Here is a 26,938-nt window from a genome sequence, read left to right as displayed (position 1 = left end):
AACATGAAAAAACTTTTGCTTGCAGCGGCAGCCGCGATGCTCGTCGCTTCCGTTTCCCACGCCGACGCCCAGTCGATCAGTCCCAAGCGCGAGATGCGCGGCGTGTGGATCAGTACCCACCTGAGCCTGGACTGGCCGAACCGCACCCAGACCCCGGCGCAGCAGCAGGCGGCCCTGAAGGCGATCCTCGACCACAACAAGGCCACCGGCATGAACGCCGCCTTCCTGCAGGTGCGCAGCCAGGCCGACGCCATGTACCCGAGCAGCTACGAACCGTGGTCCTACTACCTGACCAATAACCAGGGCAGCGCGCCGTCGCCAAGCTGGGATCCGCTGGACTTCGCGATTCAAGAGACGCGCAAGCGCGGCATGGAATTCCACGCCTGGATCAACCCCTACCGCGCTGTGGCCACCGTCGCCAACCAGGGCAATACGGCGCAGTATGCGGCCAGCCACGTCTCGCGCACGCATCCGGAATGGATGCTGACGGTCGGCACCGTGAAGATCCTGAACCCGGGCCTGCCGGCAGTGCGCGACCACGTGGTGAACGTCATCATGGAGATCGTCAACCGCTACGACGTCGACGGCATCCACTTCGACGACTATTTCTACCCGGCCGGCACCACGGGCGACGACGAGGCCTACAACCTTGATCCGCGCGGCTTCCCGAATACGACGGCGGGCCGCGCCGACTGGCGCCGCGACAACATCAACCTCTTGATCGCGCGCGTGAACGACAGCATCCGCGCCGTGAAGCCGTGGGTGAAGTTCGGCGTCTCGCCTTCGGGCATCTACCGCAGCAGCCTTGATCCCGCGATCGGCTCGCCGACTTCGAGCGGCGCCTCGCAGCACTACACCAGCATGTTCGCCGACAGCCGCAAGTGGATCCAGCAGGGCTGGGTCGACTACCTGGTGCCGCAGGTCTACTGGTATATCGGCCAGACGGGTTCGGACTACAAGCTCCTGGTGCCGTGGTGGAACGACAATGCCTACGAGCGCCACATGTACATCGGCCTGGCCGACTACAAGATGAACACCGCCGGCTGGCTTGACCCCAACCAGATCAACAACCAGATCGCGCTGAACCGAGCACAGGCGAATGTCTCGGGCCAGGTCCACTTCCGCCACGCCTTCCTGCAGGGCGACCTGCTGGGCTACCGCAGCTCGCTCAAAAACAGCACCTATGCGCGCCCGGCGCTGCCGCCGGTGATGGGCTGGAAGGGCTTGCAGGCGCCCGGCGCCCCATCAAGCCTTGGCGCGAGCAGCAGCAATGGCGCGCTGCAGCTTGCCTGGGCGCCGGCCCCCGGCAGCGCGGACGAATTCGAAAAGACCCGCAAATACGCCATCTACCGCTCGCAGCAGCGCGAGATGGACCTGGAATCCCCGGCCAACCTGCTGGGCGTGACCGATACCGCCACCACGACCTTCCTTGATGCCACGGCGAATGGCCAGTATTACTACTACACGGTGACGGCCCTGAACCGCCTGAGCGTGGAGAGCCCGCGCGCCAACACGGTCAGCAACGACTTCGAGGCGCCCGTCGTTCGTACCCGCGATGTCAGCGTGACGCTGGCTGGCGGCACGGCCTCGGTCACGCCGGCGCAACTCGACGGCGGCACGAGCGACAACTGGGGCGTGGAGTCGCTCAGCGCATCGCGCACCAGTTTCTCCTGCCTTGACATCGGCGCGCAGAAGGTGACACTCACTGCCATCGACAAGGGCGGCAACAGCGCCAGCGACGAGGCGATGGTCACGGTGCAGGGCCACGTGCCGCAGCCGTCGATCAGCGTGCTGCCGGCAGAAGGGGAGGCGGCCGGCCTGCCGCCGAATACGATCACGCTGGGGTATGGGCCGCAGAGCGTGCAGCTCACGGCGAGCGATGCGGGCGGGTCGTCCAGCTTTACCTGGAGCCCGGCGGGCGGCCTGTCGTCGACGACCGGCGCGGTGACGACCTTCGCGCCGACTGGCGCCGGCGTCTTCAGCTTCACCGCGCAGGCAGCCAGCCCAGAAGGCTGCTTCGCCGCCGCCACCGTGACGGTCCCGGTGATCGACGCGCGCTGCGGCGAGGACAAGGTGCTGGTGTGCCACAAGACCGGCAGCGGCAGCAATCCGTCGAACGCCGTGTGCGTGTCGTCGAATGCGGTGAAGGCGCACCTGAAGAAGGGGAGTGTGCTGGGGGCGTGCGCGGGGTGATAGGAGTTCGCGGAGAGCCACGCACGTGGCGAGCTACGTGCGTCGTTCATGCCGCTAACTTGAAGACCGTCGCCCCGGCGAAGGCCGGAGTCATTGCCGCCAGTGGCGGCAATGACGGTTTCAAGTGCAGTGGATGAAAGGGCGGTAACGATCAGCCGGTATTGCGCAACCCCGCCGCCACCCCGTTGATCGACAAATGTATCCCCCGGTGCACCCGCGGGTCCTCGTTGTCCCCAAGCGAGCGGCGGCGGTGGATCAGTTCCACCTGCAGGTGGTTCAGCGGATCGAGGTAGGCAAACCGGTTCTGGATCGAGCGCGCCAGCAGCGGGTTGCCGGCCAGCCGTTCGCTGGAGCCGGTGATCGACTCCAGGCAGCGCAGGGTCTCGCCATGCTCGGCCGTGATGCGGCGGAAGATCCGCTCGCGCAGTCCCACGTCCGCCACCAGTTCGGCATAGCGCGAGGCGATCGCCAGGTCGGTCTTGGCCAGCACCATGTCCATGTTCGACAGCAGGGTCGCGAAGAAGGGCCACTCCTGGTACATCGCGCGCAGCTGATCGAGGCGTCCCGCGCGAACAGCCGGGTCGCCGTCCGCCAGCCAGCCGCTGACGGCCGCGCCGAAGCCGAACCAGCCCGGCAGCAGCAGGCGGCACTGGCCCCAGGAGAAGCCCCAGGGAATCGCGCGCAGGTCCTCGATGCGGCGGGTCGACTTGCGCGAGGCCGGGCGCGAGCCCAGGTTCAGTTCCGCGATCTCGGCGATCGGGGTAGCGGCAAAGAAGTAGTCGGTGAAGCCCGGGGTCTCGTAGACCAGGTTGCGGTAGGCGCGGTAGGCGCGCTCGGACAGCTCGGCCATCACGGCTTCGAACTGTGACAGGCGCGCGTTGGTCGCGTCGTCCGCGGCGCGCGGGCTCAGGCTCGCCTCCAGGGTGGCCGCCACCAGGAGCTCCAGGTTGCGCCGGCCGATCTCGGCGTTCGAGAATTTCGAGGCGATGATCTCGCCCTGTTCGGTCAGGCGGATCTGGCCATTCACGGTGCCGGGCGGCTGGGCGCGGATCGCGTCGTAGCTCGGGCCGCCGCCGCGTCCGACGGTGCCGCCGCGGCCGTGGAACAGGCGCAGCTTCACGTTCTTGGCGGCGAACACGTCGACCAGTTTCAGCTCGGCCTGGTACAGCTCCCAGTTCGAGGTCAGGAAGCCGCCATCCTTGTTCGAGTCCGAATAGCCCAGCATGACTTCCTGCAGGCGGCCCTGCTTCTCGATCACGCTGTCCACCAGCGGCAGCGACATCCATTCGTCCATGATGCCGCTAGCGCGCTGCAGGTCGGGGATGGTCTCGAACAGCGGGATCACCATCACGTCGCAGCCGCCAGTGGCGGGGCGCAGCAGGCCGGTTTCCTTTTGCAGCAGCAGCACTTCCAGCAAGTCCGACACGGTCTCGGTGTGCGAGATGATGTAGTTGCGGATCGCGCGGCTGCCGTAGCGCAGGCGGATCTCGCGCGCGGTGCGCAGGATCGCCAGCTCGGAATTGGTCTCTTCCGAATAGTCCTCGAAGGCCGAGTACAGGGGGCGCGGCTGGGTCAGTTCGGCCAACAGCAGGGCGATCTTGCGCTCTTCCGGCAGGGCCGCGTAGTCGCTTTCGGCGCCGGCCCGCGCGAACAGCTCGGCCAGCACGCGTTCGTGCACGTCCGAGCTCTGGCGCATGTCGAGCGAAGCCAGGTGGAAGCCGAAGATGCGCGCGGCGCGCATCAATCCGGCCAGGCGTGGCTGGATCAGCACGGCGCCGTGGTTGCCGCGCAGCGAATCGGCCAGCACCTCGAGGTCGGCCGCGAACAAGCCGGCGTCGAGGTAGGGCGGGGCGTGGCCGACTTCCTTGCGCAGGATGTGGTCGACGCCGAGCTCGCGCGCGGTGGCGGCCAGGCGGGCATAGATGCCGATCAGGGCGCGGCGGTAAGGCTCGTCGCTGCGGTGGGGCGAGGCGTCGGTCGAGGAATCGGCCAGGGCCTGCATGCTTCGGGTGACCTCGACCATCAGGGTCGAGATCGACAGCTCCGCGCCGAGCGCGTGCACTTCTTCCAGGTAGAAGTCGAGGATGGTGGTGGACTGGCGCACCAGCGCGTGGCGCATGGTGTCGGCATTGACGTTCGGGTTGCCGTCGCGGTCGCCGCCGATCCAGCTGCCCATCTGCAGGTAGAGGGCGTCGCCCAGCCCGGACTTGCCGCTGCGCTCCTCGCCCTCGTACTTGGCGGCGATCTCGGCTTCGATGTCGTCGTACAGCGCCGGCACTTCGCGCAGGAAGGTGATGCGGTAATAGGACAGGGCGTTGTCGATCTCGTCGGCCACGGTCAGCTTGGAATAGCGCAGCATGCGGGTCTGCCACAGCGTGGCGATGCGCGCATGCAGCAGCTGGCCGTTGCGCTGCAGTTCCTTGGGCGTCAGGCCGCGGTCGCGTTCGGCCAGCAGGCGGGCGATGTCGTGCTCTGCATCGAGGATGCTCTTGCGCTGCACTTCGGTCGGGTGGGCGGTGAGCACCGGCGAGATCAGGGCATCCTTGAAAAAGCCCTCGACCAGGTCTTGCGGCACGCCGGCCTCAACCAGCTTGCCCAGGGCAAAGCCGACGCTGCCCTGCTGGGCGCTGGACCCCTTGAGCATGTGGGCGCGGCGGCGGCGGATGTGGTGCTGGTCTTCGGCGATGTTGGCCAGGTGAGAAAAGTACGAGAAGGCGCGCACCACCGAGATGGTCTGGTCGCGCGTGAGCCTGGAGAGCAGGGTAGTGAGTTCCCGGCCGGCCTCGGCGTCGTCTTCGCGGCGGAAGCGCACGGCGGTCTGGCGGATGGTCTCGACCACCTCGAACACCTCAATGCCTTCCTGGTCGCGCAGCACGTCGCCGAGCAGGCGGCCAAGGAGGCGGATGTCTTCTTTCAGCGGCGCGTCCTTGTCAGGGGAAGGCGCGCCAGGGGGAACTGATTCAGCAGGATTATCCATATCGACCACATGTAAATTGATTGTGCCATGGCGGTTGGCCATCGTCTGCAAGAGGGCCCATGCTAAAATTTATGATCTTATGCAAGGGCCAGGTACCGGCATCGTCCTGGTAGGCCAGATGACAGTGAAAGAATCCGTGTTGAATGCAACCCAAACGGCGCAGGGAGCGCCCGCGAAGCTGATTATCGCATCCCGCGAGAGCCGCCTGGCCATGTGGCAGGCCGAATACGTGCGTGCCCGTCTCGCCGAATTATATCCGCAGTGTAGTGTCGAAATTCTCGGAATGACAACACGGGGCGACCAGATCCTGGACCGCGCGCTGTCCAAGGTCGGCGGCAAGGGCCTGTTCGTCAAGGAACTCGAAGTGGCGATGGCCGAAGGCCGCGCCGACCTGGCCGTGCATTCGCTCAAGGACGTGCCGATGGACCTGCCGGAAGGCTTCGAGCTGGCCGCCGTGCTCGAGCGTGAAGACCCGCGCGACGCGTTTGTGTCGAACGACTACGCCAGCCTGGCCGAGCTGCCGGCAGGCAGCATTGTCGGCACCAGCAGCCTGCGCCGCCAGGCCCTGATCGCGGCGCGCTACCCGCAGCTCGTCATCAAGCCGCTGCGCGGCAACCTCGACACCCGCCTGGGCAAGCTCGATCGCGGCGAGTATGCCGCGATCATCCTGGCGGCGGCCGGCCTCAAGCGCCTCGGCCTGCCCGAGCGCATCCGCGCCGTGCTCGAACCGGAAGACAGCCTGCCGGCGGCCGGGCAGGGCGCGATGGCGATCGAAATCCTCGGCGCTGCGCGCAGCGACGGCGTTGACTTGCGCGCGGTCCTTGCCCCGCTGAACCATGACGCCACCGCGCGGGCGGTCGCGGCCGAGCGCAAGGTGTCGAAGATTTTCGGCGGCAGCTGCCAGATCCCGCTGGCCGCCTTCGCCACCGTCGAAGGCAGCACCATGCGCCTGCGCGCCATGGTCGCCACGCCCGACGGCCTGCGCACCGCCCGCGCCGAAGTCGCCGGCTCGTGGGAGCATCCTGAATTCCTCGGCGAGCAGGTCTCGATCCTGCTCGAAGACCAGGACGCGCATGCGATCCTGGAAGCCTGCAAGCAGTCGGCCGACGCGGCCGACGCCGCTGCGCTTGACGCGGCGTCCACCGCCGGCCAGGATGCCTGAGCGGCTGGTCGTCATCACCCGGCCGCGCGCCCAGGCCGATGCGCTGGCGCAGGCCGTGGCAAGCACGGGCCGCAAGCCGGTCGTGCTGCCGCTGCTCGAGATCGCGCCTTTGGCCGACCAATCGACGCTGCGCGCCGCGCTGGCGGGACTGAGCGACTACGACCTGGTGGCCTTCGTGTCGCCGAACGCGGTCGATGCCGCGTTCGCCCACCTGGAGGCCTGGCCCGCCGGGGTCGCGATCGGCGTGGTCGGCGAAGGCAGCCGCGCGGCGCTCGCGCGCCATGGCGTCACGCTGGAGAACGCCGTCATCCATTGCCCGCCGGACCCCGCCAACAGCGATTCCGAGCGCCTGCTGGCCAGCCTCGACCTGGCCCAACTGGCAGGCCGGCGCGTGCTGATCGTGCGCGGGGAGAGCGGGCGCGAGCTGATGGCCGATACCCTGCGCGCCGCCGGGGCCCGGGTCGAGACGGTCGCCGCCTACCGCCGTACGGTGCCGGCCCTTGACGATGCACTGGCCCGGCAGTTGTCCGCCTTGCTGGCCGGGCCAAACGACTGGATAATCACGAGTTCGGAAGCCTTGCGCGGACTGGCCGCGCTGGTGGAGGAACTCGATCCCCCGGCCGGGATGGCGCGCCTGCACGCGCAGCACCTGGTCGTGCCCCATGCCCGCATCGCCGAAACGGCGCGTGCCCTGGGGTGCAGCCGCATCACGCTCACCGGATCTGGCGACGCACGCTTACTTGCCGCGATACAATCACAAGAATGAACGACTTACCTGACAATCCAGAAATCCTCCCGCCGGCCGGCAACGTGGTCCAGAAGGCGCCAATGCGCCCGTCGCAGGCCCAGGGCCTGCTGCACACCCTGCAGCGTCCGCTGCCGGCGGCGGTCGCCATCCTCGCCGTGCTGCTGGCCCTGCAGACCTGGAGCTCGCACAGCCGCATCAATTCATTGCGCAAGGACATGGCGCTGAGCCTGCAGAAGGGCAATGCCATGAATGCGGAAACCGCGGCGCTGGCGCGCGACGTGTCCGACACCGCGAAAGAACTGCAGGTCAAGGTTGGCGTGCTGGAAAGCCGCCAGTCCGAAGCCCAGACCCAGACCCTGGCGCTCGAGCAGCTCTACCAGGACCTGTCGAAGAACCGCGACGAATGGGCGCTGGCCGAGATCGAACAGGTGCTCACCACCGCCAGCCAGCAGCTGCAGCTGGCCGGGAACGTGCAGGGCGCGCTGATCGCGCTGCAGAATGCCGACCGCTCGCTGTCGCGCTCGGACAAGCCGCAATTCCTTAACATCCGCCGTGCCATCGGCGCCGACATCGAGCGTCTGAAGGCGATGCCGGCGGTCGACCTGGCCGGCGTGGCCCTGCGCCTGGACAGCGTGATCGCCCACGTCGACACGCTGCCGATGCTGTCGGACGAAAAGCCGCTGCTGCCGGCTGCCCCGGTGCGCAGCACCCGCAGCAAGGAGGCCCCGCCCGAGTCGCTGACCCTGGTCCAGCGCGTGACCCAGACCTGGCGCAACTGGAGCCAGGAGATGTGGGACGACGTGCGCCAGCTGGTGCGCGTGCGCAGCGTCGACACGCCGGAAGCGCTGATGCTCTCGCCGAGCGAAGCCTTCTTCGTGCGCGAGAACCTCAAGCTGCGCCTGCTCAACGCGCGCCTGGCCCTGCTGTCGCGTAACGAGGCGGCCTTCCGCGATGACCTCAACAGCGCGCAGGACATCATGCTCAAGTATTTCGACACCCGCGCGCGGGTCACCCAGTCGGCGCAAAGCGCGCTGCGCCAGGTGCAGGCCAACAACCTGACCATCGAGATGCCGACCCTGTCCGACAGCCTGAACGCGGTGCGCAATTACAAGGCGAAGGGCTGAGATGCGGCTTCTTCTCTGGTTAGTCGCCCTGATGGCCACCGCCATCGGCATCGCCGTGACGGCGCGCTTCAATCCGGGCAACGTGGTGCTGTTCTACCCGCCGCACCGGCTCGACATGTCGCTGAATCTGTTCGTGGTACTGCTGGCCCTGCTGTTCCTGGTCATGTACGGCTTGGTGCGCGCGCTCAACGCCACCCGCAAGATGCCGCAGCGGGTGGCCGCCTACCGCCAGCGCAAGCGCGAGCGCGAAGGCAACAAGGGCTTGCGCGACGCGCTCAAGGCCCTGTTCGAGGGCCGCTTCGGCCATGCCGAAAAAGCCGCCATGCGCGCCGCCGAGCTGCCGGAAAACACCGGCCTGGCCGCCCTGATCGGCGCCCGGGCCGCGCATCGCATGCGCGAGCCTGCCCGGCGCGACGCCTGGCTGGCCGGCGTCGCCCACGACAACGGCCTGAAGGTTGCGCGCCTGATGACGGTCACCGAACTGCTGGTCGACGACCACCAGCCGGAAGCCGCGCTGGAAGCGGTGGCCGAACTCACTGCCAGCGGCCAGCGCCACATCCACGCGCTGCAATGGTCGATGAAAGCCAACCAGCAGGCCCGCAACTGGCCGGAAGTGCTGCGCCTGGTGCGCATCCTGGACAAGCGCAAGGCCCTGCACCCGGCGCTGTCCACGCGCTTGCGCGAGATGGCCTACGAGGCCCTGCTGGGCGCCGGGGGCCATGACGCCGAATCGATCCGCCGCGTCTGGGCCGGCGTGCCCGCGCTGGACCGCACCGTGCCGTATATCGCGGCGCGCGCGGCCGGCGCCTTCAATGCGCGCGGCCTGCACGACGAGGCGCGCGCCATCGCCGAAGATGCGCTGCGCGCCAACTGGGACGACCGCGTGGTGCGCGCCTACCGCGAAGCGGCTGGCCCGGCCGGCTCCCCGACCCTCCTGACCCAGATCGAGCATTGCGAAACCTGGCTCAAGGAACGCCCGCGCGACGCCGAGCTGGCCCTGACCCTGGGCTCGCTCTGCCTCAAGCAGAAGCTGTGGGGCAAGGCCCAGCGCCACCTGGAAGGCGCGCTGTCCGACGCCACCGAGGCGCCGATGGTGCGCGAGGCACACCTGAAGCTGGCGCAGATGCATGAGGCGCTGGGGCAGGAAGCCGAAGCGGCGAATCATTATCGGCAGTGCGCGCTGGCCAGTATTCTCTGATCCGGTATCGCTGCCCGCCCTCCCGACGCGACACCGGCATGTCTGTTTCGCTATAATGTCAAACTTTCACCGAATCCCAGCAACCAAGGAATATCCATGAGCCTGAATAACGTCCCTGCCGGCAAAGACGTGCCGAACGACTTCAACGTCATCATCGAAATCCCGATGAACGCCGACCCGGTCAAGTACGAGGTCGACAAGGACAGCGGCGCGATCTTCGTCGACCGCTTCATGGGTACCGCCATGCATTACCCGTGCAACTACGGCTATGTGCCGCAGACCATCGCCGACGACGGCGACCCGTGCGACGTGCTGGTCATCACCCCGTTCCCGCTGCCGCCGGGCGTGGTGGTGCGTTGCCGCGCGCTGGGCGTGCTGAAGATGACCGATGACGGCGGCGGCGACGCCAAGGTGATCGCGGTGCCGCTCGAGAAGGTGCTGCCGATGTACAAGAAGATCCAGTCGCTGGACGACGTGGAAGAGCTGCGCCTGCAGCAGATCCAGCACTTCTTCGAGCACTATAAAGACCTGGAGCCGGGCAAGTGGGTCAAGATCGAAGGCTGGGCCGACAAGGAAGCCGCACAGGCCGAGATCGTCGCCGGCGTTGCAGCGTTCAAGAACAAGGCCCAGGCGTAAGCTAACCGGGTCGTGGAAAAGCCGGCGCCCCTCGTGGGGACGCCGGCTTTTTTTCGCCTGCGCTCAAGCAGGGCTACCAGCCGATGTCTTCCAGCAGCGGGAAGGTCAGGTCGCGCGGCGGCGTCACCGCGTGCTCCAGGTCGGAGTTGAGGGACGGCTCCATCAGCTGGTTCGGCTTGGCTTCGGTGCTGTAGTGCGACACCGAGGAGCCGGGCGAATAGATGCTGGGCGTGTACATCAGGATCCTCTGCTTCGCGTCGGTGCCGGCCAGCCGGGTCGGGTCCAGGCCCAGGGTAGCGATCACGCCGGACTTGCTGCGCGAACGCTGCTGCAGCGCGGCCTTGATCGCGACGCCATCGGACAGGGTGATGCGCACCGACGGAATCGTGATCGCAGGATCGTCGCCGCTCAGGCCGATGACGTCGCCCGCCACGTTGTCCACCACCACCATGGCAATGGCGCCGGCATCCTGCACATTGCGCGCCTTGGTCACGAAGTCGCAGGCGCCGCGATCGACCAGGGCGACGTTGTTGCGCACCGCCAGCGCATTGGTGGCGTTCAGCGGCGTGCAGGCCAGGCCGGCGCCGCCGGGCTGGTCGACCACCGGCATCAGCTGGCCGCTCACGGGCGTGCTTCCCAGCGGGGGGCCGAAGGACGCATCGCCCACGTAATAGTCGCCACGCGCGGAGCCGGCATTCGCCCCGCCGATATCCAGGTTCGAGCGGGGCGCCAGCACCTGGGGCACGTTGACGTTCACGTTCGGGCCGTCCCACGACACGCCACGCCAGGTGATGGCCGATGCCGCGCGCTGGGCATTGGTCAACGTAACCCAGGGCATGTTGCGGCGGTTGTCCACCAGGTGGTAGTCCCAGACCGAGGGGATTCCGAGGAAGAGCTCGCCGGTCTCGTCGTCGGTGAGCGACAGGAAGCCGAGCCCGTGGGCGATTTCGTGCAGCAGCACCGTCACGAGGTCGATCTGGTCGCCGGCCCTGTTGTCCAGCCCCAGGTAGAACGGGGAGCCCGGCAGGCAGTCGGGGAACAGGCCGAGCCGCGAGTTGAAGCGGGCGACGATGTGCGGGTCGGTCGGCGCGGTCAGGTCTTCGCCGGCCAGCTTGGAGGCGAGCGCGTTCACATACCAGGTGCCGGCGCGCGGCGCGTTGGGGAAGTCGGACCAGACTTCGGTCGGACCGGCCGAGCCCAGCACCGCGCCGCCGGCATTGCAGGCCAGCGGCACAAAGGCCGCGCCGACCCGGATCGTCACGCTGCTGTCGAGCGTCGCGCCCCAGACGCCGGCGGCATGGCGGAAGGCGGTCAAGCGCTGCTCGCCCAGCGTGGTGCCGGTATTGCCGCCGACCGGCGCGGCCGGGGTCGGGTCGTTGAAGCCCACGCCCGGCGCGTTCAGGTTGACGATGACGATGTCGGCAGCGGCCTGGACGGCGCTGCTGCCTGCCAGCGTCATGGCCAGGGTGGATGCCAATACTGCCGCCATGCGGCGCAGGGACTTAACGGCTTTCATGGCGCTGCTCCTCTGGCTTGGTGGCGGGGGCCGGCTTGGCGAGCGACTTCTCGGCAGCATGCTGGCCGTGCACGCAGTCTTGAGACAGCTTCCCGTTGCCGTCGCGGGTCACGACCGAGTACACCATGTGGCGCTCGCCGAGGCGCACCGAACGCCGCCCGCCGGGGCCGACGACCATCTTGGGCGGGGTTGCGGCGGCGGCTGCGGCGGCCGGGCTGGGGCGCGGCTGCAGGGCGCGGGCTTCGGCAGGGGTGGGGGCGCGCAACTGGCCGGTGGCGGCGTCGCGCACGACCACCATCCCTTGCTCGGCGGAAGGGGCCGGGGCGGCCTGCTGGAAGGCGCAAGCCGGCAGCGCCAGCGCGGCCAGCGGCAGGAGGAGCATCAGTTTACAGCGGGACATGGCGTTCTCCTGGAAACGATTGTTTGCGCAGCCGGCGGGCAGTTACCCCGACGGCGCCGAGACCGGCGAGCAGCATCAGCCAGGACGAAGGCTCCGGCACCGCGGTGACGACCCGGACGGCATCGATGCCGACATAGTCGAGCGTGGCGGCGTCGCCGAGGTAGCGGAACGCAAAGCGTCCTTCACCCTGGACATCCAGGTTCGTGGTCCATCGCGCCCAATCGCTGGGAAACGTCAGGTTGCCGCCGATGGTGAGCAGCAGCGTGTCGAAGCCGTCGGCGCTGGTATTGCTGCCCAGGCTGAAGCGCACCTCGAGCTGGTCGAAGAAGCCCGGCTCGCCGCTGTGGTTGGTATAGAAGGACAGCGTGGTCAGGCCGTTCAGCGTGAGGGTCGGGGTGATCAGCCAGTTGTCGACCACGCCCATGCCGTTCTGGGCGTTCAGGTAGTTGGCGGCGATATAGGCGTTGTCCGGTCCGTTATACGAGGTGAATACGTCGGGATTGCCCTGGAACCAGCCGGTCCCCGGCGGGACGCTGCGATTGATCTGCGCCCAGTCCGACAGGTTCGCGACATTGCGGAAGCCTTCGTTGAGCACGACCAGGTCGGCAGCGTGACCGGGCAGCGGCGCCGTGGCAGCCGCGGCAAGCAGCGCCGCACCCGAGAGCGAAGTAAGTCGTTTCATGATTCCCCTTTCAAGCAAGCCAGAAGGATGGCGGTCCGCTCGCGCTGGCTGACGACGAGGCCATAGTTGCCTTTATGGTATGGGCAAGAAGATAAGAAATATTGACGCATATTCAATATTCCGGGGTGAGCGCTGAGTGCGGCTCAAGGGAGGGGAAGGTAGGAAATCTCGGGGGAAATAAAACGGCCTCCGCGAGGGGAGGCCGTGGGGTGCTGCGGAAAAAATCAGGTTCCCGCCTTCGCGGGAACGACGTACGGACGGTGCGGGCCAAAAACAGGTTTCATAGTCGCTAACGGAAAAACCGTCGTTCCCGCGGGAACAATGCCACTGGCATTATTCCTCCCAAGTTCAACGAGCAGCCACCAAGTTATTTCTTTTGCCGCGCCAGATGACCGCGCAAGCGCATCTTCCCCACGATCCCGATCGGGAAGAAGTAGATCGAAAGGATGAACAGCACGCCCAGCCACAGCATCCAGCGGTCCGGGTGCAACGCGGCCGCGAGGAAGGGCACGCCTTCGAGCGCGCTTGAACCCGCGCCCATCAGCTCCTTCAGGTAATTCTGCGCAATGATGAACAGCGCCGCGCCGACCACCGCGCCGTACATGGTCCCCATGCCGCCGATGACGACGATCAGCAGAATGTCGGTCATCACCTCGAAGCCGAGCGACGTCTTGGGACCCACGTAGCGCAGCCACAGCGCCATCAGCGCGCCGGCCAGCGCCGCCACCAGCGCGGCCAGGCAGTTGGCCCAGATGCGGTAGACCATTGTGCGGTAGCCCAGCGCCTCGGCGCGGAACTCGTTCTCGCGAATTGCCTGCAGCACCCGCCCGAATGGCGAATTCACCAGGCGCAGCAGGAAAAGGAAGAGCAGCAGGCAGCCGAAGAACACCAGGTAGTAGCTGAGCAGCTTGCCGTCGATCGAGCGCCCGAACACCTCGTTTTCCATGAGCGTGAAGCCCGGCGTGAGCACCTCCGGCACGCTGAAGGTGACGCCGTCTTCGCCGCCGGTGAAGTCCGACAGTTGCGAGGCCAGCACGGCAAACGAGGAAGCAACAGCCAGCGTGATCATGGCGTAGAAGATGGCGCGCACGCGCAGCGCGAACAGGCCGACCACCAGGGCGAGGGCCAGCGCCACCACCAGCGCGATCGCCAGCCCGCCGAGGGCCGCGCCCCAGGTCGCGTCATCGACGCGCGCCAGTCCGAGGCCGATGCCGTAGGCGCCGATCCCGTAGAACATCGTGTGGGCGAACGAGACGATGCCGGTATAGCCGAGCAGCAGGTCGTAGGAGGCCACCAGCACGATGTAGACGCAGATCGTGGCGGCGGTGTTGAGCGGACGTGCGCCCGAGGTCAGGAAGGGCGCGAAGGCCAGTCCCAGCAAGATAAGCAGCAGGACGCCGGTGAGGACGCGGCTGCGCGGCAGGTCGCCGGAAAGAAGTCGATGCAGCATGGAGTCAGCTCCGCATTTTCGAGTACAGGCCGCTAGGTCGCCACAGCAGGATCGCGATCATCAGGATGATGTTCGAGACCAGGGCGACCTTCGGGGCCAGGAAACCGGCATAGTTGGCAACGAGCGCCATGAGCAGGGCGCCGATGAAGCAGCCGCCCACCGAACCCAGGCCGCCGATGATGATGACGATGAAGATCATCACCATGATCTCGCCGCCCATCGCCGCATTCAGGGTTTCCTTGTACAGGCCCCAGAGCACGCCGCCCAGCCCGGCCAGCGCCGAACCCGCCGCGAACACGGCCACGAACAGGCGGCGGATGCGGTAGCCGAGGCTTTCCACCATTTCGCCGTTCTCCACGCCCGCGCGGATCAACAGGCCGATCTTGGTGCGGTTCAGGGTCAGGAACATCCCCACGAACACCACCAGACCGACCAGGACCGCGACCAGACGATACTTCTCGATAGCGGCGTCGCCCAGGAAGATGGCGCCGCGCAGTGCGGCCGGCAGCGGCAGGGCGATGGTTTCCGCGCCCCAGATCACGTGGATCAGCTGTTCGGCCACGATCATGCCGCCCATGGTGATCAGGATCTGCTTGAGGTGCTGGCCGTAGACAGGCTTGATGATGATGCGCTCGAAGGCCCAGCCCATCAGGCCGGTGACCACCATCGCCAGCGTGACCGCCAGCGCCAGCACGCCCAGGTTGATCATTAGCGAATCCATCTCGAGCCAGCCGCGCATCGGGATCAGGACCATGGTCGCGGCAAAGGCGCCGACCGACACGAAGGCGCCGTGGCCGAAGTTCAGCACGCTCATCAGGCCGAAGACGAGGGTCAGGCCGCTGGCCATGATGAAGATCATCATGCCCATCGCCAGGCCGGCGACGGTGAGGGTGATCCAGGTGGGGACGCTGCCCACCAGCGGCAGGGTCAAGAGCATCAAGGCCGGCACCAGCAGCAGCGGCGCGAGGTCGCGCGGCGCGCTGGGCAGCGGCGTGTCCTTGACGGCAAGGGGTAAGGTGGCGCTCATTGGTTTGTTCCTATTGGTGGGAGTCGAGCGACAGGCCGAGCAGGCGCTGTTGCAGCTCATCGTTGTTCGCCAGTTCATCCATCGAACCGGCATGCACGACGCGGCCGTCGTCCATCACGCTGACGGTGTCGCCCAGCGAGCGGACGAAATTGAAATTCTGCTCGACCAGAAGGATGGTGGTGTCGGTTTCCCTGAGCTCGCGGAAGGCGGCGATCAGGCTCTGGATGATGCTTGGTGCCAGGCCCTTGGTCGGCTCGTCCACCAGCAGGAGCTTTCTCGGCTCGACGATCGCGCGGGCGATCGCCACCATCTGCTTCTGGCCGCCAGAGAGGTTACCCGCCGGGTAGTTCCAGAATTTCTTGAGGGCCGGGAAGAAGCCGCAGATCCAGTCGACACGGGCCTGGTCCAGCGGCCCGCTGCGCGCGGCGAGGTATAGATTTTCGCGCACCGTCAGGTCGGAGAATACCGCCATGCTTTCCGGGACATAGGCGATACCCAGGCGGGCGATGTCGGGCGTGGCCATCTTGGTGATGTCGCGGCCATCGAAGATGATCGAGCCGGCGCTGGCCTTCCACAGGCCCATGATGGTGCGCAGGGTGGTGGTCTTGCCGGCGCCGTTACGGCCCAGCAGGACCGACAGGCCGCCGCGCGGGACCGCGAGGTCCACGCCCTGCAGGATGTGGTATTGGCCGATGTGGGTGTGCACGCCCGCCATCGTCAGCAGCGGGTTCGCTGCGCTGTCAGGTTCAAGCATGTTCGGTTTCGGGTGTTCCAAGATAGGCTTCCTGTACGATCTTCGATTGCATGACCTCAAGCGGATTGCCGTCCGCGACAAGGCTGCCGTTGTGCAGCACGATGATGCGGTCGGCGAGCGCGCGCACCACGTCCATCTTGTGCTCGACCAGCAGCACGGTCTTGTTGCGCTCCGCCTTGACCGACTGGATCAGGTCGAGCACCACCGGCACCTCGTCCACGCTCATGCCGGCGGTCGGCTCGTCGAACATCATGATGGAGGGTTCGAGCGCCAGCAGGATCGCCACTTCCAGCTTGCGCTGGTCGCCGTGCGAGAGCGTGCCGACGAAGGCATCGCGGCGGCCGATCAAGGCCACGCGCTCGAGGTAATGCTCGGCGCGCGCGATCAGCTCCTTATGGCTGGACCAGATCGAAAAGAAGTTCAGGCCCATGCCGGCGCGGCTTTGCACCGCCAGGCGCACGTTCTCGATCACCGTCAGGTTCGGGAACAGGTTGGTGAGCTGGAAGGCGCGGCCCACGCCCAGCCGGGTGCGCCTGGCCGCGCCCGCGCGCGTGATGTCCTGGCCATTCACCAGTACCTGGCCGGAGGTGGCGGGCAGCTGGCCCGACACCAGGTTGAAATAGGTGGTCTTGCCGGCGCCGTTCGGGCCGACGATGACCGTGAGCGTGCCGGGATAGAAGTCGGCCGTGACCGCGTTTACCGCGACGTGGCCGCCGAAACGGATGGTCAGGTCGCGGGTCGACAAGGAGGCCTGCTGCGTGCTGGTACCAGTCATGTCAGCGCTTGTTCCGTACCGGCAGCGGCAATTCGGAGGCCGGGATCTCGCGCACCAGTTCCAGCAGGTCCCACTCGTTCTTCTGGTCCTTCTTGATGCGGAAGTGGTACATCGGCTGGATCGCCTGGTGGTCTTCCTTGCGGAAGCTCATCTTGCCCTTCGGGGTGTCGAAGCTCAAGCCTTCCATCGCCGCGACCATGTCGTCGCCGTTCTTCGCGTTCGGGGCCTTGAGCAGGGCGGCGTGGACGGCGCCGGCCGCCGCCATGCCGCCCGCCGTGAACATATCGGGCGGCATTTTGTAGCGCTTGGTATGTTCGGCCACCAGCCAGTCGTTCATCTTGTTCTTCGGGAAGGCGTAGTAGTAATAGATGGTGCCCTGGGTGCCCGCATACTGCTTCCAGGTCTTCATCACCGGCAGGATGTTGCCGCCGGGGGCGAGCGTGATGCCGTAGCGTTCCGGCTTCATGTCGGCGATCTTGTTCAGCGGATTCGGACCGGCCCAGACGATTTGCAGGATGCGCGGCTGCGGCTTGTCTTTCAGGGCGTCGAACAGGCGCTGCGCCGAGGCGGTGAAATCGGTGGTGGTGGCCGGCGCGTATTCCTCGTGGATCACCCTGGCCTTGCTGCCGGTGGTGGCCAGGGCCTCCTTGCCGGCCTTGATGGCATCGCGCCCGAACGCATAGTCTTGCGCCAGGAAGCCCACGCTGCCACTTTTCAGGGTGCTGGCCGCGGCCAGCGCATCCTGCATCGAGCTGCGCGCGGTGCGGAAGACGTATTTGTTCCATTTGTCGCCGGTGATCGCGTCGGCCACGGCCGGCTCCACGATCAGTACCTTCTTGTATTCCTTTGCCACCGGCAGCATGGCGATCGCCGAGCCGGACGAGGAGGTTCCGACCGCGATGTCGACCTTGTCGTCGCCATAGGCTTCGGCCAGCAAAGTGCGGCCGAGGTCAGGTTTGCTCTGGTCGTCCTTGACGAGGACCTTGATCTTGCGCCCATTGATGGTCATGGTGCCACCCGTGAGGTATTCCAGGCCCATCATGAAACCCGTCTCGGTTTCCTTGGCATAGGCTTCGAGGGGGCCGGTCTTTCCGGCGATGAGGGCGATCTTCAAGTCCTTGCCCTGGGCGAGCGCGCCGGGGGCGGCGGTGGCCGCGAAGGCAGCCAGCATGGCGGCGGAAAGGGGTTTGATCAGGTGTTTCATGGAGTCTCCTTCTGTGTTTCTCAGGGTACCTTGGCCAGGAATTGGCGGATGGCGTCCAGCGCTGCAGGCTCGGTGAGCATGGGCGCGTGGCCGACGTCGGGTACTTCGGCATACTGCAATTCGGGGGCCGCCTTGCGCATCCAGCTGGCCTGTTCGGGTTCGACCAGGTCGGACAGCGCGCCGCGCACCAGGAGGGTAGGGCGGCGCCGTGCCAGGCGGCGGAACGCCATGCGCGCCGCCAGCGAGGTCGGGCGCAGCTTGCCCGTCTGGATCGCCGTGGCGATATTCGGATCGTAACGCAGGGCCAGCTGTCCGTCATCCTTCTGTTCAAACGCGCGGCGCGCCCATTTGCCCCATTCCTCGTCGCTGTTGGCGGGGAAGGCGCAGGCATTGATGTCGCGCAGGTAGGCCGCGGCATCGTCCCACGAAGCGAGCGTGCCGCAGCGGCCCGCATAGCCGGCGATGCGCTCCAGGCCGCGCAGCGACATGACGGGACCGATGTCGTTGATGATGGCGGCCGCGATCAGGTCGAGGTGGCGCGCCGCCAGGGTCATGGTGATCAGGCCGCCCATCGAGGTGCCGACGAAGACGGCGCGGGCGATCCCGAGGTCGTTCATCAGCTTGACGATATCGCCGGCATAGACCAACGGGTTGTAGTTGTCCGGATTGGGGTCGCGCGCCGAATTGCCGCGGCCGCGCACGTCGACCGCGATGGTGCGGCGGCCCATGCGGGCCAGCTCGGGGGCCAGCTCGTCGAAGTCGGCCGAATTGCGGGTCAGGCCGTGGATGCAGATGGCCGGCAGCCGCGCAGGCCCGCCCGTGGCCGGATAATCGCGCGCATACAGCGCCAGCCCGTCGCTGCTGGTGTAGCTGATTGGTGTGAAGGTGGACACGCTGGCTTATCCTGTAAGTCGGTCGGAATGCGGTGGTTCAGGTAAAAACAGGCCGCAACCGCCCCGGCCGGCGCGCTTTTCCGTGGAAAAGGCGCCAGCCAGGCGGTGCTGCCTGATGAAACGGAAAGCTTAGAAGCGGTAGTCGAGCGTGGCCGATACCTGGCGCGGGTTGCCGTAGAACGCGGTCAGGGTGCCCTCGTTGCCAAGGGTCGGGAACAGGTAGCCGCCGGTCTTGTAGTGTTTGTCGCCCAGGTTCTTGCCGTGCAGGCCGACACGGACCTTGCCATCCAGGCGGGTCCAGACGATGGAGGCGTCATACAGCTTGTACGATTCCTGGTCGATCAGCGACGCGGTCTCGAACTGGGCGGTGGCGCCCTTGTGCGAGGCGCTGCCGATCAGCGAGAGCTTGCCGTCCCGGCCCATGATCGGCATCGGGATGTCGTAGTTGGCGCGCAGGTTGGCCGAGTTCTTCGGCGTGTTCTGGAACTTGCGCGCGCCGGCCACGTTCACGCCGGCCGCGAAGTATTCCTTGTACTCGGCATCGATGTAGCTGTACATGCCGGCGACCATGAAGTTCGAGGTGATGTTCGCCACCGCTTCCAGCTCCAGGCCCTTGATCTTGGCCTTGCCGGCATTGGTGGTCACGCCGGCGAAGCTGTCGTCGCGGCCGTCGCCGTTGGTGTCGATCGCCACCGAACCCGGGATCTGCACGTCCTGGTAATCGCTGTAGAACACCGCGGCGTTGGTCGTGATGCGCCCGCCGTTGAAGGCTGACTTCAGGCCCAGCTCATAGGTTTCGATGGTTTCCGGCGAATAGCCGGCGCGCGCCACGGCCAGCGGGATGCGGGTGCCGACCACGTTCAGGCGCGGGTCGAAGCCGCCGCCCTTGAAGCCTTCCGAATACGAGGCGTAGACGTTGTGGTCCGGGTTGATCTTGTAGTTCAGGGCGATGCGCGGGGTGAACTTCTTGTCCTTGCGGCTCAGGACGCCGCCACGCAGGTCGGTATCGGTGCGGAACAGGACCGCGCTGGTGTTGCCCAGCCCTGGCGTGCCGTTCGCGCCCAGGTAGATCTGGCGCAGCACTTCGGCGTCGCGCTGGTCGATAGTATAGCGTCCGCCCAGCGACAGGCTCAGGCCGTCGGCCAGCTGATAGCTGCCGTCGGCATAGATGGCCCAGGCCTTGGTGTCGACGTCGCCGCTGGTGAAGGTCGAGGTCGGGACGGCGCCGGCCAGGATGGTGTCGAACTTGTTGAAGGCATTCGCATCGATGTAGTAGATGCCGGCCACGCCCTGCACCCGGTCGCCCGTATAGGTCAGGTTGAATTCCTGGCTGAACTGCTTGTTGGTGTACAGGGCCGGCACGTGGAAGTCGGTCACGCCCAGCGAATCGAAGTCGATCGGGGCGTACGACTTGTCCTTGCGCGAGGCGGTGATCGATTTGATCGACCACGCGTTGTTGATGGTGTATTCGACGGTGGCCGAGACGCCGTGCGCCTTGACTTCCTGGTCCTGGCCGAGCGCCTTCATCAGGTTGGCGCGGGTGTCAAAGACATTGCCCAGGATCGGCGCGCGGCTGGTGCGGCCGACGATCAGGCGGTGGCCGTTCTTCGGGCTCGAATCGTCCTGGGTGGCGTCGCCCGCGATGCGGATGAACAGGTCCGGGGTCGGGGTGAATTCGGCCGACAGGCGCGCTGCGGTCACGTCCTTGTCGTAGCTCTCGCCGCCGGTGGTCAGGTTCTTGCCGAAGCCGTCGCGCTTGAAACGCGCGAAGGTGCCGCCGATGCGGGCGGTGTCGGACACCGGGGTGCTGACGGTGGCGACGATTTCCTTCTGGCCGTATTGGCCGATGGTGCCGCGCAGGCGGGCGTCGGTTTGCGGGGCCAGCTTGCGGGTCACGTACTTGACGGCGCCGCCGATGGTGTTGCGGCCGTACAGCGTGCCTTGCGGGCCGCGCAGCACTTCGATGCGCTCGACGTCATAGATGTCGGCCACGGCGGCCTGAGGACGCGCCAGGTAGATGTCGTCGATATAGATGCCGACGCCGGCTTCGAAGCCGGCCAGCGGGTCGGCCTGGCCGACGCCGCGGATGAAGGCGGTCAGGGTCGAATTGGTCGCGCGCGAGGCCTTCAGGGTGGTGTTCGGCAGGGATGTTGCCAGGGCCGTGATGTCCGGCGTCGCCACTTTCGAGAGCTGGTCGGCACTGAAGGCGGTGACGGAGACCGGCACGTCCTGCAGGGTTTCTTCGCGGCGGCGGGCAGTCACGACCACCCGGTTCACGCCGCCTTCGTTGGCATTGGCGACCGGCGCCGCGCCGCCGGTTTCCTGGGCGTGGACGTTGGCACCGCCCGAAAGGACGAGTACCGCGATCGCGGATTGAATGGCAGGGTTCAGCAGCTTCATTTTGTTCTTGGTCAGACGCATCGATGTCTCCTAATTTTTGATAGCGGCATGCGTTCAGGTTGTCGCATGCCGAGCAGTGTGCCTCGGTTGAGTTTGGTTAGATAGTCACCAATCGCCCACCCCTGTGTGCAAAATTGCACAGGGGTCTGCACCACCGCTGTGCACGCATGCGCCGGGCATCCTTGGGGCGAGCGGCAGGGGCAGCGGCGGACCACGCACGTTTTATGCGCGGTGGCAGGATCGATGCGACAAATGATTGCAGGGGGAATGTGCACTGGTGCACAATATAAGATCTTGATAATGAACAAGTGACTCAATGAATACGCTGCCCGAGTGGACCGACCTGCGTTTCTTCCTGGAGCTGGCGCGCGCCGGCACCTTGTCCGGAGCCTCGCGCCGGCTGGAAGTGGAGCACACCACGGTGGCGCGCCGCATCGACCGGCTCGAGTCCCAGCTCGAGACGACCTTGTTCGACCGCTCGCGCGAAGGATATGAGCTGACCGAGGTGGGGCAGGCGCTGCTGCCGCATGCCGAGGCGATGGAAGGCGCCGCCCTGGCCGCGGCCGAGCAGATCGGGGGAGCCGAAGTCGCGGCCCACGGCGTGGTGCGTCTCGGAGTGCCGGAAGTATTCGGGGTGCGGGTGGTGGCGCCGCTGCTGGCCAGGCTGCTCGAGCAGAATCCCGACCTGTCGATCGACCTGCTGGCGCTGCCCAGCTTTGCCAACCTGGCCAACCGCGAGGCCGACCTCGGCGTCATGATGGACGCGCCCACCACCGGCCGCTATATGGTGACCCGGCTGGCCTCTTTCCACTTCTACCTGTATGCCTCGCCGATCTACCTGGCGAAGCACCCGCCGATCCGCACCCAGCTTGACCTCGCCGGCCACGACTTCGTCGACTACGTGCAGGACCGGCTGGCCAGCCGCGAACTCTCCTACCTGAACGAGCTGGGCTTCACGCCGCGCCGCCGCATGTGCTGCTCGGGCATGACCGCGCAACTCGAGGCCGCCTCGCTCGGCATGGGCCTGATGATGGCGCCGCCGTATGCGGTGCCCGACAACGGCCGTCTGGTGCGGGTGCTGCCCGGCTTCCAGGCCGAGCGCTCGTTCTGGCTGGCGGCGCCGACCGACCTGTACCGGCTGCGCCGCGTGAAAGTAGTGTGGGACTTGCTGCGCGAGTGCGCGGAGAGCCATCCGGACCTGTTCGTGCAGGGCACGGGCGTGCGCGGCTAGTCCGGCGCATCTACTGCTTACCCATCCACTACAGAGGCATTCATGCGCAGCCGGATCAGCGACGACATCACCTTCCGCAAGTTGGAGGTCCTGCTGGCCTACATGGAAGGCGGCAACCTGAACGCCGCCGCGCGCCTGCTCGACATCAGTGCGGTGAGCGTGCACCGGGCCCTGCATTCGCTGGAAGACGCGATGAGCTGCCAGCTGTTCAGCCTGCAGGGCCGCAACCTGATCCCGAACGACGCCGCGCAGGTGCTGGCCGAGGTCAGCCGAGACGTGATCCGGCTGATGGCGGACGGGATCGCCGCCACCCGCTCGGCGGCCGGCTATTCGGCCGACCACCTGAGAATCGGCTCGCTGTATTCGCTTACCACCGGGGTCATCCCCAAGGTCTTCATCGGCATCAAGCTGCGTAAACCAGAACTCGAGACCGAGCTGGTGCTCGGGTCGAACGACGAGCTGCTGCACAAGCTCAGGCAGAATGCGGTCGATGCTGCCCTGATGGCGCTGCCCGAGTCCGATCCCGACGTCGAATCGATCGCGCTGTTTGAAGACGACGTATTCTTTGCGGCGCCCGCGGGCTCGCCTTATGCCGGGCTGGATGAAGTCGACCTGCGCGACTGCGCCGGCGAGAAATTTGTCTGCCTGCGCGACGGCTTCGTCACCTTCAGCGGATTCCAGGAAGCCTTCCGCATCGCCGGCTACGCGCCCACCATCGTGACCCGGGTGGGCGACATCTTCTCGCTGATGAACCTGGTCGGGGCGGGCATCGGCTACACCCTGCTGCCGGGGCGGGTGCGCCATGCCTTCGGCGACAAGGTCCAGCTTATCCCGTTAAAACACGACTACCGCATGCGCCAGACCATTGGCCTGAGCTTCCTGCGGGTGCGCGAGCGCGATCCCAATTTGCTGGCGCTGGCGGCGGTGTGCCGGATGCTCAAGCACGACGCGGACTAAAACCGCGGGGCGTCGTGTTTCAAGCCTGCATCATCCGCTATCCGTTTGTTGCGTTAACCGTAAGACCGTCGAACCGGCCTTGAGGCAAACGGTCAATGTCTGCGCAGGCGAGCCGGCACCAAGCCAGCAGATCCAGGCCAGTGCACCCTACATGTATTACGTTTAGCCCGGATAGTTCCGCTGAAAGTAAACGTTGGCCCTTAAGCCTAATTGATCCCGGCAGCATTCAGCGCTACCTTTACGTCACAAAATAGCATAACAAAAGTGCATGCCCGACCTTCGCCAGCCTCTTCGGGTGGCGGGCGGAACCGGGGATGATTTGGAGACGTATCACCAGCGGTGACGGTTGGAGCCGGATCCGCGCGTTGAAGGAGCACTGCCGTGTCCTCTCACATGATTGCAATCTGCGTGCTGGCCCTGATGTTCGTGCTGGCCACCGCCCTGCCCATCAATATGGGCGTTATCGCCTTTGTCGGGGCTTTCCTGGTCGGCACGGTGGTCGCCGGCATGCAAACCAAGGCCATCATGGCCGGCTTCCCGGCCGAGCTGTTCCTGACCCTGGTCGGCATCACCTTCCTGTTTGCCCAGGCCCAGAACAACGGCACCATCGACTGGCTCGTGCGGCTTGCGGTGCGGGGGGTAGGCGGGCGCATCGCCGCGATTCCCTGGGTGATGTTCGCCATCACCGCGCTGCTTACGTCGGTGGGCGCGGTCAGCCCGGCGGCGGTGGCGATCATCGCCCCGATCGCGCTCGGCTTCGCCGCCAAGTACAACATCAATCCCTTGATGATGGGCCTGATGGTGATCCACGGCGCCCAGGGCGGCGGCTTCTCGCCGATCAGCATCTACGGCGGCATCACCAACAAGGTGGTGCTGGAAGCCGGCCTGCCGATTTCCCCGCTGACCACGGCCTTTACCAGCCTGGGCGTGAACCTGGCCGTCTCGGTGCTGCTGTTCTTCGCGTTCGGCGGCATGAAGCTGATGAAGCTGCAGGTGCCCAAGTCCGGCATCGGCTTGCCGGGCGGGCCCTTCAACACGAATGTCGCGGTAGCCGCCCAGGGTCCGCAGATCTATGGCGACGCCGAATCCGAAGCCGGCAGCGAAGAGAAACTCACCCAGCAGGGCTCCAGCCAGGCTGTCGGTGCGATGGGGAGCACCATGGGCGGGGCAGGCGGCGCCATGGGAAGTGCAGCAGGCGGCGCAGCGGCGGCCACCATGGGCGCCATGGGTGCCGGCCGTGCTGCCGGCAGCGGCGCCAAGGCGGCAGGTGCCGATGGCGCCGAAGGTCCGACCCTGCACCAGGTCGTCACCGTGGTGGGCCTGGTCGCGCTGGCAGTCCTCACTCTCCTGTTCAAGCTCGACATCGGTTTTGTGGCCATCTCGATCGGCCTGTTGATCTCGATCCTGTCGCCGCAGGTGCAGAAACGCGCCATCGGCCAGGTCTCCTGGCCCGAGATCATGCTGATCGTCGGCGTCAGCACCTATGTCGGCGTGATGCAGAAGATGGGCACCATCACCTGGGTCGGCGACAGCGTCGCCAGCCTGACGTCGCCGCTGACCGTCGCGCTGCTGCTGCTGTTCGTGGGTGCCGTCGTGTCGGCCTTCGCTTCGTCGACCGCCGTGCTCGGGTCGCTCATCCCGCTGGCCGTGCCTTTCCTGGCTTCGGGCACCGGGGTCGACCCGATCGGCTTCATCGCCGCCATGGCGGTGGCCTCCACCATCGTCGATGTCAGCCCGTTCTCGACCAACGGCGCGCTGGTGCTGGCCAGTGCCCAGCATGTGGACCGCGACGTATTCCTGCGCCAGCTGATGATTTATGGCGGTATCGTGACCCTGGTCGCGCCGGTCGTGGTCTGGATGCTGTTCGTGGTGTTCTAACGGTTGGGCAGACCGGCAGTCCGGCGCCATCACTTTTCGGGAAACCCAATGAACCATGCTGAAGGCCGCTGGACCAGCCAGCAAAGCAACCGCAGTGACCGCCTGGGAAGGGCCCGGGCGGCGCTGGGAGATGCGTTGGACGGCAAGATCGTTGCGTCCTCGCACATCGTCGAGCTGCTGCACCAGGTGCTCGAGCCGGGCGACCGCGTCTGCCTGGAAGGGAACAACCAGAAGCAGGCCGACTTCCTCGGCAAGGCGCTGACGCGGCTCGACCCGGGCCGCATCAACAACCTGCACATGCTGCTGTCGGTGCTGTCGCTGCCCGAGCACCTCGACGTGTTCGAGAAGGGCATCGGCTCGCGCCTGGACTTCTCCTTCTCCGGGCCGCAGGCCGCGCGGCTGGCCAAGCTGGCCAGTTCCGGCAAGCTCAACATCGGCGCCATCCACACCTACCTGGAACTGTTCGCCCGCTATTTCGTCGACCTGACCCCGCGCGTGGCGCTGGTCGCAGCCGAGATGGCCGACCGCGAGGGCAATCTCTACACCGGCCCGAATACCGAGGACACCCCGGCCATCGTCGAGGCCACCGCTTTCAAGAGCGGCATCGTGATCGCGCAGGTGAACCAGATCGTCGACAAGCTGCCCCGGGTCGACATCCCGTCCGGCTGGGTCGAGTACGTGGTGCGGTCGCCCACGCCCTATTACATCGAGCCGCTGTTCACGCGCGACCCGGCCCAGATCTCCGAGATCCAGGTACTGATGGCGATGATGGCGATCAAGGGCATCTATGCCGAATACCAGGTCGAGCGCCTGAACCACGGCATCGGCTTCGATACCGCCGCGATCGAGCTCCTGTTGCCCACCTATGCGATGGACCTCGGCCTGAAAGGCAAGATCGCCCGCCACTGGGCCCTGAACCCGCACCCGGCCCTGATTCCGGCGATCGAAGCGGGCTTCGTCGAATCGGTGCATTCCTTCGGCTCCGAGCTGGGCATGGAAAATTACATCCGCGCCCGCCCCGATGTCTTCTTCGTCGGCCCGGACGGCTCGATGCGGAGCAACCGCGCGTTTTCGCAGGCGGCCGGGCACTACGCCTGCGACATGTTCATCGGCTCGACCCTGCAGATCGACTTGCAGGGCAATTCCTCGACCGCGACCCTGGGCCGTATCTCGGGATTCGGCGGGGCACCGAACATGGGGGCGGATGCGCGCGGCCGGCGGCACCCGAGCGCGGCCTGGCTCAAGGCGGGCCAGCAGGCGCGCGCCGGGCGCAACACGATCCCGCGCGGCCAGAAGCTGGTGGTGCAGATGGTCGAGACCTTCCGCGAGCACATGGCCCCGGCTTTTGTGGAGCGGCTCGACGCCTGGCAACTGGCCGAGCAGACCGGCATGGCGATCCCGCCGGTGATGATCTATGGCGACGACGTTACCCACATCCTCACCGAAGAGGGCATCGCCAACCTGCTGCTGTGCCGCAGCGATGAGGAACGCGAGCAGGCCATCCGCGGCGTGGCCGGCTATACCCCGGTGGGCATGGGACGCGACAAGCGCATGGTGGAGAATCTGCGCGACCGTGGCATCATCCAGCGCGCTGAAGACCTCGGCATTGACAAGCGCCTGGCAACCCGCGACCTGCTGGCGGCCAAGAACATGAAAGGCCTGGTGCGCGCATCGGGCGGCCTCTACGAGCCGCCCAAGCGCTTCAGGAACTGGTAAGGCTGATAGCCAAGGAC

General features: G+C 66.4%; 21 protein-coding genes. 10 read left to right on the top strand and 11 right to left on the bottom strand.

Features of this window, described 5'->3' with window-relative positions:
* The first annotated feature begins 3 nt into the window (after window positions 1-3).
* Entirely contained in the window at window positions 4-2,193 is a 2,190-nt protein-coding gene (locus tag AC56K1_RS13165) for a glycoside hydrolase family 10-like protein (protein ID WP_497158289.1), read from the top strand.
* Between the two features lie 151 nt (window positions 2,194-2,344).
* On the opposite strand, the gene ppc is transcribed toward AC56K1_RS13165, so the two are convergent.
* Window positions 2,345-5,170, bottom strand: coding sequence for a phosphoenolpyruvate carboxylase (gene ppc, locus AC56K1_RS13160; RefSeq protein ID WP_497158288.1), 2,826 nt, complete (start codon window positions 5,168-5,170; stop codon window positions 2,345-2,347).
* 118 nt (window positions 5,171-5,288) lie between these two features.
* On the opposite strand from ppc, the gene hemC reads away from it, so the two are divergent.
* The 5 genes from hemC (at window position 5,289) to ppa (ending at window position 10,038) form a co-directional block, all read left to right on the top strand.
* Window positions 5,289-6,332, top strand: a complete 1,044-nt coding sequence (gene hemC / locus AC56K1_RS13155) for a hydroxymethylbilane synthase (protein ID WP_497158427.1) — start codon at window positions 5,289-5,291, stop codon at window positions 6,330-6,332.
* Window positions 6,325-7,098, top strand: coding sequence for a uroporphyrinogen-III synthase (locus AC56K1_RS13150; protein WP_497158287.1), 774 nt, complete (start codon window positions 6,325-6,327; stop codon window positions 7,096-7,098). Before hemC ends, AC56K1_RS13150 begins: the two co-directional genes overlap by 8 nt.
* Window positions 7,095-8,204 carry a uroporphyrinogen-III C-methyltransferase gene (locus tag AC56K1_RS13145; protein WP_497158286.1) on the top strand — a complete coding sequence of 370 codons (1,110 nt, stop codon included), beginning with the start codon at window positions 7,095-7,097 and terminating at the stop codon, window positions 8,202-8,204. The genes AC56K1_RS13150 and AC56K1_RS13145 overlap by 4 nt, the downstream gene beginning before the upstream one ends.
* 1 nt (window position 8,205) lies before the next feature.
* A complete protein-coding gene (locus tag AC56K1_RS13140) occupies window positions 8,206-9,402 on the top strand; it encodes a heme biosynthesis protein HemY (RefSeq protein WP_497158285.1) in 1,197 nt (398 codons plus the stop codon).
* 96 nt (window positions 9,403-9,498) lie between these two features.
* Window positions 9,499-10,038: an inorganic diphosphatase gene (ppa, locus tag AC56K1_RS13135; RefSeq protein ID WP_497158284.1), complete on the top strand. Its 540-nt coding sequence runs from the start codon at window positions 9,499-9,501 to the stop codon at window positions 10,036-10,038.
* Window positions 10,039-10,111: 73 nt separating this feature from the next.
* Here ppa and AC56K1_RS13130 read toward each other — a convergent pair whose 3' ends face one another.
* From AC56K1_RS13130 to AC56K1_RS13085, 10 genes are all read right to left on the bottom strand, one after another.
* Window positions 10,112-11,554, bottom strand: coding sequence for a PA domain-containing protein (locus tag AC56K1_RS13130; protein ID WP_497158283.1), 1,443 nt, complete (start codon window positions 11,552-11,554; stop codon window positions 10,112-10,114).
* Window positions 11,541-11,954, bottom strand: a complete 414-nt coding sequence (locus AC56K1_RS13125) for a post-PEP-CTERM-1 domain-containing protein (RefSeq protein WP_497158282.1) — start codon at window positions 11,952-11,954, stop codon at window positions 11,541-11,543. The genes AC56K1_RS13130 and AC56K1_RS13125 overlap by 14 nt, the downstream gene beginning before the upstream one ends.
* Window positions 11,941-12,636, bottom strand: coding sequence for a choice-of-anchor J domain-containing protein (locus AC56K1_RS13120; protein ID WP_497158281.1), 696 nt, complete (start codon window positions 12,634-12,636; stop codon window positions 11,941-11,943). The genes AC56K1_RS13125 and AC56K1_RS13120 overlap by 14 nt, the downstream gene beginning before the upstream one ends.
* A 367-nt stretch (window positions 12,637-13,003) precedes the next feature.
* A complete protein-coding gene (locus tag AC56K1_RS13115) occupies window positions 13,004-14,086 on the bottom strand; it encodes a branched-chain amino acid ABC transporter permease (protein WP_497158280.1) in 1,083 nt (360 codons plus the stop codon).
* Window positions 14,087-14,090: 4 nt separating this feature from the next.
* Entirely contained in the window at window positions 14,091-15,113 is a 1,023-nt protein-coding gene (locus AC56K1_RS13110) for a branched-chain amino acid ABC transporter permease (RefSeq protein WP_497158279.1), read from the bottom strand.
* A 10-nt stretch (window positions 15,114-15,123) separates the two neighbouring features.
* Complete coding sequence (locus AC56K1_RS13105; RefSeq protein ID WP_497158278.1) at window positions 15,124-15,867, bottom strand: ABC transporter ATP-binding protein; 744 nt, start codon at window positions 15,865-15,867, stop codon at window positions 15,124-15,126.
* On the bottom strand, window positions 15,860-16,642 hold the full coding sequence (locus AC56K1_RS13100; RefSeq protein ID WP_497158277.1) for an ABC transporter ATP-binding protein: 783 nt from the start codon (window positions 16,640-16,642) through the stop codon (window positions 15,860-15,862). The genes AC56K1_RS13105 and AC56K1_RS13100 overlap by 8 nt, the downstream gene beginning before the upstream one ends.
* A 1-nt stretch (window position 16,643) precedes the next feature.
* Window positions 16,644-17,846: a substrate-binding domain-containing protein gene (locus AC56K1_RS13095; RefSeq protein WP_497158276.1), complete on the bottom strand. Its 1,203-nt coding sequence runs from the start codon at window positions 17,844-17,846 to the stop codon at window positions 16,644-16,646.
* A gap of 20 nt (window positions 17,847-17,866) precedes the next feature.
* On the bottom strand, window positions 17,867-18,739 hold the full coding sequence (locus tag AC56K1_RS13090) for an alpha/beta fold hydrolase (protein WP_497158275.1): 873 nt from the start codon (window positions 18,737-18,739) through the stop codon (window positions 17,867-17,869).
* Window positions 18,740-18,868: 129 nt separating this feature from the next.
* A complete protein-coding gene (locus AC56K1_RS13085) occupies window positions 18,869-21,160 on the bottom strand; it encodes a TonB-dependent receptor (RefSeq protein WP_497158274.1) in 2,292 nt (763 codons plus the stop codon).
* Between the two features lie 295 nt (window positions 21,161-21,455).
* On the opposite strand from AC56K1_RS13085, the gene AC56K1_RS13080 reads away from it, so the two are divergent.
* The 4 genes from AC56K1_RS13080 to mdcA all read left to right on the top strand — a co-directional run bounded on the left by AC56K1_RS13080 (window position 21,456) and on the right by mdcA (window position 26,921).
* Window positions 21,456-22,370 (top strand): LysR family transcriptional regulator, encoded by a 915-nt coding sequence (locus AC56K1_RS13080; RefSeq protein WP_497158273.1) that lies wholly within the window; start codon window positions 21,456-21,458, stop codon window positions 22,368-22,370.
* Window positions 22,371-22,412: 42 nt separating this feature from the next.
* Entirely contained in the window at window positions 22,413-23,327 is a 915-nt protein-coding gene (locus AC56K1_RS13075) for a LysR family transcriptional regulator (protein WP_497158272.1), read from the top strand.
* A 381-nt stretch (window positions 23,328-23,708) separates the two neighbouring features.
* Window positions 23,709-25,205: an SLC13 family permease gene (locus AC56K1_RS13070; RefSeq protein WP_497158271.1), complete on the top strand. Its 1,497-nt coding sequence runs from the start codon at window positions 23,709-23,711 to the stop codon at window positions 25,203-25,205.
* Window positions 25,206-25,253: 48 nt separating this feature from the next.
* Complete coding sequence (gene mdcA, locus AC56K1_RS13065) at window positions 25,254-26,921, top strand: malonate decarboxylase subunit alpha (protein ID WP_497158270.1); 1,668 nt, start codon at window positions 25,254-25,256, stop codon at window positions 26,919-26,921.
* Window positions 26,922-26,938: the final 17 nt, after the last annotated feature.

Source organism: Telluria sp. ZB4P37, from assembly GCF_059685855.1.
This window is presented reverse-complemented; position numbering and strand designations above follow the sequence as displayed.

Excerpts from the sequence above, each read along its gene's own strand:
- AC56K1_RS13165 (WP_497158289.1), top strand. The coding sequence starts at position 4 with ATGAAAAAACTTTTGCTTGCAGCGGCAGCCGCGATGCTCGTCGCTTCC.
- ppc (WP_497158288.1), bottom strand. The coding sequence starts at position 5,170 with ATGGATAATCCTGCTGAATCAGTTCCCCCTGGCGCGCCTTCCCCTGAC.
- hemC (WP_497158427.1), top strand. The coding sequence starts at position 5,289 with ATGACAGTGAAAGAATCCGTGTTGAATGCAACCCAAACGGCGCAGGGA.
- AC56K1_RS13150 (WP_497158287.1), top strand. The coding sequence starts at position 6,325 with ATGCCTGAGCGGCTGGTCGTCATCACCCGGCCGCGCGCCCAGGCCGAT.
- AC56K1_RS13145 (WP_497158286.1), top strand. The coding sequence starts at position 7,095 with ATGAACGACTTACCTGACAATCCAGAAATCCTCCCGCCGGCCGGCAAC.
- AC56K1_RS13140 (WP_497158285.1), top strand. The coding sequence starts at position 8,206 with ATGCGGCTTCTTCTCTGGTTAGTCGCCCTGATGGCCACCGCCATCGGC.
- ppa (WP_497158284.1), top strand. The coding sequence starts at position 9,499 with ATGAGCCTGAATAACGTCCCTGCCGGCAAAGACGTGCCGAACGACTTC.
- AC56K1_RS13130 (WP_497158283.1), bottom strand. The coding sequence starts at position 11,554 with ATGAAAGCCGTTAAGTCCCTGCGCCGCATGGCGGCAGTATTGGCATCC.
- AC56K1_RS13125 (WP_497158282.1), bottom strand. The coding sequence starts at position 11,954 with ATGTCCCGCTGTAAACTGATGCTCCTCCTGCCGCTGGCCGCGCTGGCG.
- AC56K1_RS13120 (WP_497158281.1), bottom strand. The coding sequence starts at position 12,636 with ATGAAACGACTTACTTCGCTCTCGGGTGCGGCGCTGCTTGCCGCGGCT.
- AC56K1_RS13115 (WP_497158280.1), bottom strand. The coding sequence starts at position 14,086 with ATGCTGCATCGACTTCTTTCCGGCGACCTGCCGCGCAGCCGCGTCCTC.
- AC56K1_RS13110 (WP_497158279.1), bottom strand. The coding sequence starts at position 15,113 with ATGAGCGCCACCTTACCCCTTGCCGTCAAGGACACGCCGCTGCCCAGC.
- AC56K1_RS13105 (WP_497158278.1), bottom strand. The coding sequence starts at position 15,867 with ATGCTTGAACCTGACAGCGCAGCGAACCCGCTGCTGACGATGGCGGGC.
- AC56K1_RS13100 (WP_497158277.1), bottom strand. The coding sequence starts at position 16,642 with ATGACTGGTACCAGCACGCAGCAGGCCTCCTTGTCGACCCGCGACCTG.
- AC56K1_RS13095 (WP_497158276.1), bottom strand. The coding sequence starts at position 17,846 with ATGAAACACCTGATCAAACCCCTTTCCGCCGCCATGCTGGCTGCCTTC.
- AC56K1_RS13085 (WP_497158274.1), bottom strand. The coding sequence starts at position 21,160 with ATGCGTCTGACCAAGAACAAAATGAAGCTGCTGAACCCTGCCATTCAA.
- AC56K1_RS13080 (WP_497158273.1), top strand. The coding sequence starts at position 21,456 with ATGAATACGCTGCCCGAGTGGACCGACCTGCGTTTCTTCCTGGAGCTG.
- AC56K1_RS13075 (WP_497158272.1), top strand. The coding sequence starts at position 22,413 with ATGCGCAGCCGGATCAGCGACGACATCACCTTCCGCAAGTTGGAGGTC.
- mdcA (WP_497158270.1), top strand. The coding sequence starts at position 25,254 with ATGAACCATGCTGAAGGCCGCTGGACCAGCCAGCAAAGCAACCGCAGT.